Origin of the sequence: Herpetosiphon sp., assembly GCF_003512625.1 — a bacterium.
GTDB lineage: Bacteria > Chloroflexota > Chloroflexia > Chloroflexales > Herpetosiphonaceae > Herpetosiphon > Herpetosiphon aurantiacus.
This window is the reverse complement of record NZ_DOPT01000044.1, coordinates 66,497-79,421: the sequence shown is the minus strand read 5'-3', so window position 1 is coordinate 79,421 and position 12,925 is coordinate 66,497. Positions and strand designations below refer to the sequence as shown.

15 protein-coding genes are annotated in these 12,925 nt (G+C 49.6%); 12 read left to right on the top strand and 3 right to left on the bottom strand.

Going from position 1 to position 12,925, the window contains the following annotated elements; genetic code table 11:
• Positions 1-90 precede the first annotated feature (90 nt).
• The 3 genes from DEF47_RS09925 to DEF47_RS09915 are packed head-to-tail and all read left to right on the top strand — an operon-like array spanning position 91 to position 2,796.
• Positions 91-1,392 (top strand): glycosyltransferase family 4 protein, encoded by a 1,302-nt coding sequence (locus DEF47_RS09925; RefSeq protein ID WP_012191425.1) that lies wholly within the window; start codon positions 91-93, stop codon positions 1,390-1,392.
• Positions 1,389-2,027, top strand: coding sequence for a hypothetical protein (locus DEF47_RS09920; protein WP_012191424.1), 639 nt, complete (start codon positions 1,389-1,391; stop codon positions 2,025-2,027). Before DEF47_RS09925 ends, DEF47_RS09920 begins: the two co-directional genes overlap by 4 nt.
• Positions 2,020-2,796: a helical backbone metal receptor gene (locus tag DEF47_RS09915; RefSeq protein ID WP_287045114.1), complete on the top strand. Its 777-nt coding sequence runs from the start codon at positions 2,020-2,022 to the stop codon at positions 2,794-2,796. The genes DEF47_RS09920 and DEF47_RS09915 overlap by 8 nt, the downstream gene beginning before the upstream one ends.
• A 3-nt stretch (positions 2,797-2,799) precedes the next feature.
• On the opposite strand, the gene DEF47_RS09910 is transcribed toward DEF47_RS09915, so the two are convergent.
• Positions 2,800-3,186: a winged helix-turn-helix transcriptional regulator gene (locus DEF47_RS09910; protein ID WP_502697251.1), complete on the bottom strand. Its 387-nt coding sequence runs from the start codon at positions 3,184-3,186 to the stop codon at positions 2,800-2,802.
• A 110-nt stretch (positions 3,187-3,296) separates the two neighbouring features.
• Here DEF47_RS09910 and DEF47_RS09905 point away from each other — a divergent pair, with 110 nt between their 5' ends.
• Positions 3,297-4,235, top strand: coding sequence for an NADP-dependent oxidoreductase (locus tag DEF47_RS09905; RefSeq protein ID WP_012191421.1), 939 nt, complete (start codon positions 3,297-3,299; stop codon positions 4,233-4,235).
• A gap of 153 nt (positions 4,236-4,388) precedes the next feature.
• The gene (locus tag DEF47_RS09900) at positions 4,389-5,447 is read left to right on the top strand and encodes a choice-of-anchor J domain-containing protein (protein WP_012191420.1); all 1,059 of its coding nucleotides are present in this window, start codon (positions 4,389-4,391) and stop codon (positions 5,445-5,447) included.
• A 61-nt stretch (positions 5,448-5,508) separates the two neighbouring features.
• On the opposite strand, the gene DEF47_RS09895 is transcribed toward DEF47_RS09900, so the two are convergent.
• Positions 5,509-6,672 (bottom strand): glycoside hydrolase family 27 protein, encoded by a 1,164-nt coding sequence (locus DEF47_RS09895; protein ID WP_012191419.1) that lies wholly within the window; start codon positions 6,670-6,672, stop codon positions 5,509-5,511.
• A gap of 165 nt (positions 6,673-6,837) precedes the next feature.
• Here DEF47_RS09895 and DEF47_RS09890 point away from each other — a divergent pair, with 165 nt between their 5' ends.
• The 7 genes from DEF47_RS09890 to DEF47_RS09860 all read left to right on the top strand — a co-directional run bounded on the left by DEF47_RS09890 (position 6,838) and on the right by DEF47_RS09860 (position 11,093).
• On the top strand, positions 6,838-7,461 hold the full coding sequence (locus DEF47_RS09890; RefSeq protein WP_012191418.1) for a TetR/AcrR family transcriptional regulator: 624 nt from the start codon (positions 6,838-6,840) through the stop codon (positions 7,459-7,461).
• Positions 7,403-7,924: a DUF2867 domain-containing protein gene (locus DEF47_RS09885; RefSeq protein ID WP_012191417.1), complete on the top strand. Its 522-nt coding sequence runs from the start codon at positions 7,403-7,405 to the stop codon at positions 7,922-7,924. The genes DEF47_RS09890 and DEF47_RS09885 overlap by 59 nt, the downstream gene beginning before the upstream one ends.
• Positions 7,925-7,933: 9 nt before the next feature.
• Entirely contained in the window at positions 7,934-8,329 is a 396-nt protein-coding gene (locus tag DEF47_RS09880; protein WP_012191416.1) for a hypothetical protein, read from the top strand.
• Positions 8,326-8,475, top strand: a complete 150-nt coding sequence (locus DEF47_RS09875) for a hypothetical protein (protein WP_287045113.1) — start codon at positions 8,326-8,328, stop codon at positions 8,473-8,475. The genes DEF47_RS09880 and DEF47_RS09875 overlap by 4 nt, the downstream gene beginning before the upstream one ends.
• 6 nt (positions 8,476-8,481) lie before the next feature.
• A complete protein-coding gene (locus DEF47_RS09870) occupies positions 8,482-8,739 on the top strand; it encodes an LIC_13387 family protein (protein WP_012191415.1) in 258 nt (85 codons plus the stop codon).
• 110 nt (positions 8,740-8,849) lie between these two features.
• Positions 8,850-9,803: a DUF6263 family protein gene (locus DEF47_RS09865; protein WP_012191414.1), complete on the top strand. Its 954-nt coding sequence runs from the start codon at positions 8,850-8,852 to the stop codon at positions 9,801-9,803.
• 99 nt (positions 9,804-9,902) lie between these two features.
• Positions 9,903-11,093 carry a hypothetical protein gene (locus tag DEF47_RS09860; protein WP_012191413.1) on the top strand — a complete coding sequence of 397 codons (1,191 nt, stop codon included), beginning with the start codon at positions 9,903-9,905 and terminating at the stop codon, positions 11,091-11,093.
• A 183-nt stretch (positions 11,094-11,276) separates the two neighbouring features.
• Here the strand turns inward: DEF47_RS09860 and DEF47_RS09855 are convergent, their stop codons facing one another.
• On the bottom strand, positions 11,277-12,722 hold the full coding sequence (locus DEF47_RS09855) for a trigger factor (protein WP_012191412.1): 1,446 nt from the start codon (positions 12,720-12,722) through the stop codon (positions 11,277-11,279).
• Positions 12,723-12,925: the final 203 nt, after the last annotated feature.

The following is a 12,925-nucleotide window of genomic DNA, read 5'->3' as shown; positions in this document are numbered from 1 at the left end:
GGGACGGAAGGGTGGTGATCAACCAATGCTTAGTTGAAAAACCTATCCTTGAACGAGATGGTGAGGGCACTCAATTAGTTTGGTTGTGCAATGGCAATAACCCCAGTCGCCTCAATCGATCACCAATTACGTGTCGCCATGCTTTGTCGGGCGGTTTTTCCCTTGCATGGCTTTGGCGGCATCGAGCGCCATGTCTTTCATTTGGTGACCCATCTCAGCGATTTGGGAGTTAAGCTCGATCTTTGGACGCAGACAATTCCCCACGATGTGCCAACTGCTGGCGAGGCCTATGCTCGTTTGTGTCAAAACCCGTTGATTGAACTGCATGAAACCCGTTATGATCGCACCAGCCCATGGTTGCGACCGAATAGCATTATCGGGCGACAGTTTAATTATCCGATTTTTACTTGGCAACAAGCCAGCGCTGTGGCCAAAACTGCTCAGCAAGGCCAGATTGATATTGTGCATACTCAAGGTTTATGTGCATTGGGCTGGGGCTTGGTACGTCAACAGCAACCCAGTTTGCGGCGGATTCCTCAATTGGCCAACCCCCATGGCATGGAAGAATATAAGAATGTTGATTGGCGCAAGCAACTGGCCTATGCCCCGTTTCGTGCCCAATATTCGTGGAGTCATCGCCAAGCTGATTGTGCAATTGCCACCGATGCCTGTACCGCCGACGATCTACCAAATTTGTTGGGCGTTGATCCGACGCGGGTTGCGGTGTTGCCCTCGGCGATTGATGTGGCTGAGGCCTTGGGCCAGGTTGATGAGCAATTGGGCAACGAGTTGGTGCAGCGCTTGCAGCTCGCCGACCACGATCTGGTTTTTTTGACCGTCAGCCGTTTGGAGCGCAACAAGGGCTATCATCTGCTCTTGGCGGCCTTGGCCGAATTGCGCGATCTGCTGCCTGCAAGCTGGCGTTTGTTGATGGTTGGCACTGGCAAAGAGCAAGCAGCGCTTGAACAGCAAGCCCAAAGTCTAGGCTTGGCGCAACATGTCAGCCTGCTTGGTCGTCTGAGTGATCGTGAATTGCATTCACTGTATGAACATGTTGATTTGTTCATTCATCCAACCTTGTATGAAGGTTCGTCGTTGGTCACACTCGAAGCCATGATTCATCGCTTGCCAGTTGTGGCAACTGCGGCTGGTGGCATTCCCGATAAAGTTATCAGCGGCCATAATGGCTTGCTTGTGCCAGCCAACAATCAGCGGGCCTTGGTCAATGCGCTGCGGTTAGCCCTCGATTTGCGCGAATATTGGCCGCAATGGGGTGCTGCTGGCGCAGCGATTGTACGGCGCAGCTTCGATTGGCCCGTTGTGGCGCGACAAACCCTCGCCACCTACCGCGAACTATTGCAATCTCGCTCTTTGCGTGGAGGATTCCAATGAGTTTTCGTAACACTCAGCCATCGTCATCACAATCTGCCCCAACATCGCCGCCCACCACTCCCACTCCAACTATGCAATTACCCGAACTGCTGCAAGCCTCGATTGCCTTGGCTGGCAAGCCCAGTGAGCCGCCCTTTGGCCTCGTGCGTGGGCGCGGTTCGCTCAAAAATGCCTTAATCTATGTTGCGATTGGAGCATTTGTCAGTGGCATTTTGATCCTAGTGATTGGCCTACTAATTTATCATTTTCCGGCTCGGCTGGCTGGTCAAAGCTTGCTGATCAATGTGCTTGGGCATACGGCAGGTTTTGCGGCCTTGATTTCATTTATCGCCCAACGCCAGCGCTTGAGTTTTCGCCAACGTGATGAATTTGCAACGGCCTTAGCCATGGCTTGGCCGCCAAGTACGCTCGTGATTGGTGGAATTTTCTATTTGCTCGGTGGATTCATTAGCTTTGTTGGGAACCTTGGCAACCTAGCGTTGAGTTTACTATTCATGGCTGCATCCTTGAAAGCGCTGCGAGTATTATTTTCCAAGCCTTATGAAGAAACCTTTGTGAGTGTTGGTTATAGTCTGTTGCTTTATAATTTGATTCTGAGCTTTGTAACTTATATTGTGGTACAACTCTTTGTTTGACATAACCGATGATCTAGGGCGTTTGCTGCACTTTGAGCATGTGCCACAACGAATTGTTTCGTTGGTGCCAAGCTTGACCGAGTATCTATTTTGGTTGGGCTTGGCCGAGCAAATTGTGGGCATCACTGATTATTGTATTGTGCCTGCTGAACAAGTGGCAGCAGTGTCCAAAGTGCGCGGAACCAAAAATCCCAATCGTGAGCAAATTATTGGGCTGGCTCCAGATTTGATTATCGCCAATAAGGAAGAAAATCGCCAGCGTGATATTGCAGCGCTCGAAGCAGCAGGCCTAACGATTTATGTGAGCGATATTGAAAGCGTGCAGCAAGCAATGCTTAGCTTGGCCAAATTGGCGGGCATCGTTGGACGAGCCGAACAAGCTGATTCGTTGATTGCGGCGATTCAGGCTGAACTTACGCGGAAGCCAACCACCCAACAACGGGTAGCCACAGCAATTTGGCGCGACCCTTGGATGTGGGTTGGCCAAGCGACCTATGCCGCCGATTTATTGGCATGCTGCGGGGCTAGCAATTGTTTGGCTGATCCAACGGGGCGCTATCCACGTTTGGAGTTGGCAGAGATTGCGGCCTTGCAACCAGATTGCATTTTACTGCCCGATGAACCCTATGCATTTAGCCAAGCCGATGCTGACGAATTGCAAGGCTTGGCGGCACAAATTACGTGCTGCGATGGCCAGTTATTGACCTGGTATGGCCCGCGCATTCCCCTTGCCTTGCAAACCTATCGGCGTTTGTTGCAAGCTAAGTAATCCTTAATTAGCGAGAGTTGCTTGCCGCGCTTTGGTCGTGGCAACCGCCTCGCGATATTCCTGACCCCAATCACGCATCAAAAACAAAATTGGCCGCAAACTTTCGCCAAAATCGGTCAGCGCATATTCGACTCGTGGTGGCACTTCGGGGTAGACCGTGCGCGTAATTACCCCATCGGCCTCAAGTTCACGCAATTGTAGGGTTAACATGCGCTGCGTAATTGATGGTAAGAAGCGCTGCAATTGGCTAAACCGTTTCTTGCCATCGCAGAGATGAAACAAAATCACACACTTCCACTTACCACCAATTACCGCAATTGTCGCCTCAACTGGGCATGAATAGCCTGATTCAAAATTGTGACACATACGATTTAGCCCTTTATAATCCAATAGTATCAAAATTGTTAGTACCCGACAAAATTGTGCGTTCTTGTCAAAATCATAGCACGCTTTATACTAAGCGCAAAGCAATATTTGTATAGATGGAAGGATATCTGGATATGACGACAATGCAGGCAATTCAAATTAATCGGTATGGCGGCGTTGACGAATTAGTGCAGGCAGAAATTGCGCGGCCTGAGCCTACCGCCGATCAAGTGTTAATTAAAGTTCATGCAATTGGGATTAATCCGGTTGATTATAAAGTGCGCTCAGGTATGATCGCCTTTTTCGATGAGCAAGCGTTTCCGGTGGCGCTTGGTTGGGATGTGGCGGGCACAATTGCTGCGGTTGGCTCAAATGTTAGCCAATGGAAGCTTGGCGATGAAGTCTATGGCATGGTCAATTTTCCCACTCCTAGCGGTGCCTATGCTGAATATGTGGTAGCTCCAGCGCTTGAAGTTGCTGCCAAACCCAAAAGCCTGAGCTTTGCAGAAGCCGCAGCTGTGCCGTTGGTAGCCTTGACTGCTTGGCAGGCCTTTGATCTGGTTGGTTTGCAGGCTGGCGATCGCGTGCTGGTGCATGCAGCGGCTGGCGGCGTTGGTCATGTGGCGGTGCAATTGGCTAAATTACGCGGCGCTCATGTGATTGCAACGGCCTCGGCGCGGAATGAAGGCTTTGTGCGCGAATTGGGCGTTGATCAATTTGTTGATTACACTGCTGCGCCGTTTGAGCAACAAATCGAACCAGTTGATGTTGTGTTTGATACCGTTGGCGGCGAAGTCCAAGCGCGTTCGTATGCGGTGTTAAAACCTCAAGCTGGATTGGTAACGATTGTTGGTTCACCGCCCGCCGATTTGGCCGCAGCCCATGCTGGCAAAAGCTTGAACCATCTTGTTCAGGCCAATCAAGCCCAATTAACCGAGATTGCCAACTTGATCGATAGCCAAAAATTGCGGGTGGAAGTCGAACAAGTCTACGATTTCACGGCCATGGCAGCGGCCCACGAACGCATGCAAAGTAGTCGGGTACGCGGCAAAATTGTGGTCAAAGTGAGCTAAATTAAGCTGTTTACTGGCAGATAGTCCTAGTTGCTATCTGCCAAGTGCTGCCAAGCTACCTAGTACTAACTTCCCATTTCCATGTTGCAGATTGTTGAGTGTTTTCTTATACTTAGGACTATCTGCACTTATTATTTGGGAGGTCGATCGACAATGGCAACACGCTTTAGAGCCTCGCTACTCGGGATACTCTTGCTGGTTGGAATCGGTTTACAAGGCTGGGTTCGCCCGCAAGCACCTAATGCGCCAACGGTGTTGAATGAGAATTTTGATTCATTCAACGATGTTTTGGCTGATGGTTGGGTGATTGTGAATGGTAGCGAACCACGTAATGATGACACTTCCGATCATAATCGTTGGAAACAAGGCCGTTCCAATGGTAACGATATGGATTCACACTCTGGTGCTAACAATTCCTATGCGGGTTCATCGTGGGAAGCTTCAACATTTGGTAGCAATTCAATTGTGAGTAATTGGCTGTTAACCCCACCATTATTACTTGAAAATGGTAAGACTGTCTCTTTTTGGACTCGATCGCTTGGTTGTTCAGGTGGCCCTGATCGTTTAGATATTCGCTATAGTACTGCTGGAACGAGCACGAATGTCGCTAGTGGGAGTAATACTGGTGATTTCTCAAACCAGCTTGGTCGAATCAACCCTGATCAGGAATTTGGTCATGATGCTGATGGCAGCGATGGCTATCCATGTAGCGACTGGGCGCAATTTAGTTATACGCTAAGCGGGATTAATCAACCAACCATCGGTCGGATTGGCTTCCGCCATTATATTGTCAATACAGCAAACCGTGGTCTGTATATTGGCATCGACGATTTTAGCTATTCGGGCGATTTGGGTGGCGGTACACCAACGCCAATTACCCATACCCCAACGGTGACCGCAACTAATACGGCTACCGCAACCAACACGCCAACCAGTACGCCAACCTCAACTAGCACGCGCACGCCAACCAATACCGTGACCAACACGCCAACCAATACGCCAACTAATACCCGTACTCCAACCAATACCCCAACGGGTACGCCACCAACGCCAACCTTTACCCATACCCCAACTCGTACCCCAACCAACACGCCGACGAATACGCCAACCCGTACCCCAACCAACACCCCAACTCGCACGCCAACAGCAACCTCAGTGCCGCAAATTCCGGTGTATAAAGTCTTTATGTGCTTGATTCAAAACGATGCCTAAACCTGATTAACGAAGAAACGCCCATGCGATCACAACGATCGCATGGGCGTTTTTGGTGAATTTAGGCTTTGATTTTGAGCAATAATGTTTCATGGGGTTGAATGCGGGTTTGCCAAGCCTCGCCAAACTCGGCAATATCTGCTTGCGCCCACAAATTTCGTACTGATTTCGGCGTATCGAGCAGGCCAATATCGCTGGCTCGCAAGCTTAAATCGCTGCCGATCGAGCCACGATTAATCAAGGCAACCGCCAACGAGCCATCGGCGAGCGGTTTTTTCCAAATTTCGCACGTGCCGGTTTGTTTCACGCGCCGCCCAGCAATCCCCAAACTATCTTGGTTGACGGCCAAAACTTCGCGATTAGTCAATAAACTGGTGGTATCGCGATCCATATTGCGAATATCGCAGCCGATCATCAAGGGCGAGCAGGCGATCGTCCACAACGACATATGGGTTTGATATTCGATGAATGATAAGCCACCGCCAGAGATTTGACCCTTGCCCTTCAATCCAACCACCAGCATATCCAAATCGTTCCAGGCATCAGGGCCAGCGTATTCGGCTAAATTGGCGGCAATATCAATCGCTGTATCAATGCCTACCCCATAATATTTGTGTGGCGCAACCCAAATATCAACCCAGCTATCGAAAATATCGCCAGTGACCCGCCACATATGCCCGCCAACCGAGCGACCCCAGAGCTGTGGGCTGCGGCCACCCCACTCACACAACGAGTAGAGAAATTGGCGCTTCGTTTTGCGCAACGCCTCGCCCATGCGGGTGTAACGGTCGATCGCAGTGGCTTGGTCGGTTGGCGCAAAACAAAAATCATATTTGAGGAAATCGATGCCCCACGAAGCCCATAATTGGGCATCTTGCTCCTCGAAGCCAAAGCTGCCAGGATAACTAGCGCAAGTCAGATGCGCCGCATCGGAGTAGATGCCAATTTTCAAACCAAGGCTATGCACATAATCGGCTAGCGCTTTGATGCCACTGGGGAATTTTTCGGGGTCGGCAACCAAATCGCCGTTGCCATCGCGGCCAACTTTGGTTGACCAGCAATCATCAATCACCACATAGTTATAACCACAATCCTTGAGGCCTGAGCTAACCAACACGTCAGCAGTGGCACGGACTGAATCTTCATGAATCGTACTACCAAACATGTTCCACGAGTTCCAACCCATTGGGGGCGTAGGTGCGAGAGGCTGTTCTGAAGTCGTCATACATTTCTCCATGTGGTCAGGGCCGTTCCTTACCATTTGATCATTGTAGGTTGCCAGCTTAGTCAATGTCAAAGCTTTTCATGGATAATATTTTTAGAGTTTTAACCTGATTTGACAATACCATACAGTATGGTATGTTTTAGTTATGGCATAACGGAGGCAGCTATGGCGCGAGTACGACGTGAGGATTGGTTGCAGCATGGCTTGAGCATTCTCAGCAGCGAATCAGTGGCGGCCTTAACGATTGAGCGCCTAACCACCGATCTGGGGGTGACCAAAGGCTCGTTCTATCATCATTTTGGGGGTTGGCCAAGCTACAAAACGGCGCTGTTGCAGCAATTCGAGCAACAAGACACCTTGGATATTATTCAGCACTTGGCGGGCTATCACGATCCAGCTCAAAAATTACGTGCCCTATTCGATTTGCTGACGATTGTGGCAATTTATGCTGCCAACGACCCATGGGATGTGGAGATTGCCATGCGCGGCTGGGCTGCGGCTGATCCTGAGGTTCGAGCCATGATCGAACGCATCGATCACGTGCGCATAACTTTTGTGGCCGAACTGTGTAGCGCGATTACTGGCGATGCTGAGCGCGGTTTGTTAATGGCCCAACACGGCTATAGCATTTTGCTGGGCGCTATTTTGATGCAACCAATGTTGCCAATGGCTCGTTTACGCCAAATTTATGACGAATTTTTACGTTTATATGCAATTCCAGGAGGCTCCGATGTCGATCACGCAGCACCCAATTCTGGCACCGCTGATCGCCCAATCGAATCATATTGATGTTAAAACCCGCCAAATTCAGACAACCCAGCCTGAGCATGAGTTACGCCGTTTTATTGCGGCTATGATTGGCTATAACCCACGTTGGATGCAAAGTTTGTATGCGATTCGTTGGGGCTTTGTGCGCTTATTGGGCATGCGCCAACAAGGCATACCCAACTCAAACCAGCTACGACCTGAACAAGTGCCCATGCAAGTTGGCCAAAACTTGGGCTTTTTCAAAGTTACAGCCGCTGCCGAAGGCCAATATTTGGTGGCCTCGGCCAGCGAATCGCATCTCACCGCTTGGTTGGCGATTGTGCTGGAGCCGCTTGGTGGCAACAATTACAATTTGCACACGGTCACAATTGTGTGCTATCACGCTTGGACGGGGCCAGTTTATTTCAATGTGATTCGACCATTTCATCATATCGTCGTCAATCAGATGATCAAGGCTGGTTTGGCGGGTCAGCCAACCACATAGGAGCAAATGATGTTAGCACGAACAACAATTGTGGGCTTGATTGGTGGGGTAACGGCGTTAATTCATGGGGTTGGCGGCCAATTAACTGGTATTCAAGCCATGAACCAAACTACCTTGGCCGCCAGCCCACGCCTCGAACTTTTAGCAACTTGGCACATGATTACGATCCATCTTGGTTGGTTGGCCTATCAAGTTTGGCGCTTAGATCGCCAGCCGCAGCCGCTTGAACAAGCACGGCTGATCGTTGGGCAATATTTGGCCTATAGTGGCTTGTGGCTAGGGCTGAATTTGCTGGCTGGTCAGCTTTGGTTGGCTCCGCAATGGTTGTTATTGGCGGTTTTGGCGGGGCTAACATGGTGGGCTGCGCCACGGAACAAGCAGCTGATCCAAGGAGCACATCAATGAAACCAAGGTTTTTTGGCAAGCTCAGTGCTTGGATTTTTATCTTGGTTGGGGTTGGTCACACGCATTTTCAATTATTTGAAACCTCGGCTAATTCAGGTGTTACGGCTCGTTTGCAACAAATTCAGGTGCAATTGCCAGCCGCTTAACGCACCATGCTCGAACTCAATACGGGCTTTTCGTTGGCGATGGGCTATTTGCTGATCGTTTATGGTGGCCTGAATTTGCTCGTGATGCGAGCGTTAGGCAATGATCTGGCCCGTTTGCGTTCGATCTGGCGGTTTAATAGTGCCGTTTCGTTGGGCTTGGCGCTGCTTTCATTGCGCTACTTTTTCAGTTTTCCTAGCGGCTCGTTTACGATCACCACGGTGTTATATGCCTTGGCTAGTCGTCAAGCCCGCAAAATAGGCTAAATCCACCGTAAGGCTGAACTATTGCGCTAAAAATCGAGTATAGTTAGTACGATTAGATGCCAAGATCGGCGAGAGCGATCTTGGATTTTTAGTGCAATTGAGGCCGCTTTATGTTACGACGGATGTTGGTATTGTTGGTTTTGGTGGGGTTAGTCGCTTGTGGCACAAACGAGCAAGCCGCCACCAACAGCGAAAGCCTGACGCTTAAATTGAATGTTCAGCCAAATCAAACCTATCGCTATACATCAACCCAAGTGCAACATACAACCCAAAGCATGTTTGGCACTGAACAAACCCAAGTGACTACGACCACGATGGCAATGCAGCAAAATATCATTTCGGTCTCAGCCGAAGGTGAAACCGTGATGCAGGTTATGATCGATTCGATTCGGGTTGAAAGCCAAACCGCTGATCAAACCATGACCTACGATTCAACTGATCCAGCTGCCAGCACCGATTCACCAGAGTTAGCCCAATTTGCTGGCATGACCGGCCAACCAATCACGATTACCCTAAGCCCAGAAGCATCGGTTAACAAGATCGATGGCATGGATCAATGGATCGACAAGATGCTCGGTGAGAATGAAATCACGCCTGAAGTTGCCATGATGCGCGATATGCTGACCAAAACACTTGAGCAAAGCTATGCTAAAGCCACAATTATTCCATTTGGTGGTAAACCTATGGTGATTGGCGATTCATGGCAAGATGTAACCGATCTGAATTTGCAAATTTTCTCGATGGTTTTGACCAATACCTATACCTTGAAAGAACGTAACGCGGGCTTGGCAACCTTTGATCTGACTGGCGATTTTGCCTTAGGCGAATTCAACTTTCCAGGCTTGGCCGAAGATGAAAATATCAAAATGACGATTGAAAATGGTAAAAACGGCAATACCCAAAAGGGTGTTGTGGTGATTGATGAAAAAACTGGGATGTTGAAATCGAACGTCTTTGATCAAACGATGTCAGTCATTATGAAGCTTGAAGGTGAAGATGCTGGCCAATCGTTGGCTGTGCCAATCGAGCAAACAGTGCATATGGATGTCCAATTGCAACCATAACATCAGCTTTTTCTCAGATGCGATTAAGTTGGCTATCGTGGTGAATTGATCAGGAGCGTGCTATAACCAAGGCACGCTTTTTTGATTTGAGGAGTTTGTATGCACATACGTTTATTCAGTGGTCTGCTGAGCTTGTTGCTTGTGGCTGGATGTGGCAGCCAAGCAGCTCAGCCGACGATTACGCCACCGCCAACCCTGACCACTGCCGCCCAAGTTGAGGTGATTGCTACCGCAAGTTTAGCTCCGAACGAGCCAACCGCCGAGCTTGCTACACCAACGCTTGACGACCCCAACGCCTTGGTTGATACTTCGATGCTCACGGGCCGAATCTATTTTATCGATCCCTTGGGATTTGCAATTAACTCAATCACGCCAACTGGTGGTGATTTGCAAACGGCCTACAAAGAACAAGGATCATTGCCATTATCGCGCTTGGGAATCGACCCCAGCCTGCATTATTTGAGTGTGTTCAAAGGCGATTTTTTGCATATTTACACCACCGATTTTCAAGAGCTTTTGCGCTTGCCCAGTAGCTTTGAGCCAATTTGGTCGCCGCGCGGCGATGGCAAATTTGCCCTGCTGAAATTAACCGATATGGGCGAAGCCTTTGTTGATGTGTATGATTTGAATAGTGCTACGCCCGCCAGTACCGTGGTGAGCACGATTGGTTATCGTGCTGCTTGGCTCAGCGATGGGCTTGGGCTGCTGGTGCACAATGGCAATCAAATTGGCACAGCCAACCTTGATGATGGTGCATTTAGTCCAATACTTGAGCTAGTGGAAGATGAACATGGCACTTGGGCGGTTGATGAACTTTTGAGCTATGCCGACCAAATCTATTTTCATGGTGGTCAAGTTAATTTGCTGGGAGCATCGGGCAATGGCATGCAATGGTGGGCCGTGGTTGATGGTGCTCCCCAAGCCGTGACCGACATAGGCGGCAATGGGATTTTGCGGTTGCAATTTAACCAAGAGCGTGAGCAAATCGCCTTTATTGATAATTTTCATATTAGTGCTTGTTTGGGTGCACAAGTGTTGAGCGTGCAGGCTCCAGATTTTAGTGCACCAGCCCGTAATCCCAATTTAAGCCCAATTTTGGCCGATAATGGGCAAGCAATTCATGGAGCAGCATGGAACCCAACGGGCGATTGGCTGACCTTTGCCAAGGGCGATTACAGCTGTGATGAGGCTGGGCCAATCTATGCAACGCCGCAGGTTCTGGTGTGGAATCCAGCAACCCAGGCAATCCAAGCCTTTGAATATGGTAGCTATCCCGTCTGGATTCCATAGAATTTTTGATCCACGAAGGACACGAAGAGCACGAAGGAATTGAGCTTAGCGATCCTTCGCGCTCTTCGTGGTTAAAAATCTGACCCCTGACCCGCTTCTAACTTTTGATTTTTGCCTTTTGCCTTTAAACAAAAAACCCCCTTGCCCAATTGCTAGGACAAGGGGGCTTGATGCGGTTTGGAATTAGGCAGCGGCGTTGCCAGTTGCCAATTCGACCAAGCGATCTTGCAATTTCTTGTCGAGCAACGAGCCAGCAACTTGAGGCCGCAATTCTTTTTCGAGGCGGCGGCGGGCTGGGCCACGTTGGGCATCAGGGAAATCGTTCAAGATGCGTTCGATTTCAGCATTGATTTCGCTTTCGTCAACGCTCAAGCCTTCGGCTTCAACGATTTTGCGCACAACCAACGATGATTTCAAGCTTTCTTCGCCACGGGGCAACAATTCTTGGACTGCTTCGTCGTGGGTTTTGCCAACGATTTGCAGGTATTGCTCCATGTTGATGCCATAGCGAGCCAACGATTCAACTTGCTCGTGGAGCAATTCGTGGGCGCGTTCAGCAATCAAGGCATCGGGCACATCGAAGCTGGTTGCAGCGACAACTTCTTCGAGGTATTGGTTCAAGACATTGCGGCGATGGTGATCGCCTGAATTCTTGACCAAACGCTCCATGAGGTCAGCCTTGTAGGCATCCAAATCGCCTTCAAATTCTTCCAAACCTGGGAGTTCTTCCCATGCTGGCAATTGGCGATTTTGAATTTCGCTGACAGTTACTTTGAATACAACATCTTTATCGGCAACCCGTGCATCTGGATGATCGGCTGGCAGGTGAGCGCTGATTTCGCGAGTTTCACCAGCTTTGATGCCTTTCAAGCCTGCATACAGTTCAGGCACGATGCGGCGTTCTTCCATGATTAAGGTCGTTGGTTCGCCTTCATCATCGTCATCGTCGTCATCGTCGTCATCATCGTCATCGTCGTCGTCGTCATCATCGTCATCGTCATCGTCATCATCGTCATCATCATCATCATCATCGTCGTCGTCATCATCATCGTCGTCGTCATCGTCATCATCGTCATCATCCTCTTCGTCGAGTTTATGCAAAGGCACACCATCGACCAAGGTTTGGACGGTTGCGGTGAGTTGATCGCCTTCAGCGGCTTCTGGCTCGCCTTCGGGAGCGCTCAAAACGACGTGTTTTTCACGAGCTTGATCCAAGGCAACTTCCAAGGTTGCATCGGTAACTGGTTCTTCGGTGAGATCAACCGTGATCGCCTTGTAATCGGGCAAGATCACTTCTGGCTCAACCGGAACCAAGATACGGAAGCGGAATGGCTCTGGCTCTAATTTTTCTAAGGAAGCTTGAGCGACTGGCTTGATATTTTCTTGTTCGAGTGCAGCGCGGAAGGCTACATTGATAATTTCGTCGGTCGCTTCTTCTAAAATTGCGGCCTTGCCATAGTAGTTTTCAACGATAAAGCGAGGAGCTTTACCTTTGCGGAAGCCTGGAATGGCAACCTTGCTGGCAATCCGTTGCGCGGCCTTGTTCAATTCTTTTTCTATCGTCGCTGCGTCTGGCTCGATCTCAAGCGCAACAATGCGCTTTGGTAATTGTTCAGTTGTGACTTTCACACGATCTCCAAAGTATATGGTATTTAAGCGATCTTTAACTATCGCCAACGAAGGCAGTCTAGCGTGACATTATACCAGAACATCGCTCAGGCGGGGCTAGCGAATCTGGGGTAAATTAGGTAATTATCATGCCCTCACCCCCTAGCCCCCTCTCCCGCAGGCGAGGCGAGGGGGAAACCCTTGATCATGATCACTGGATCGCC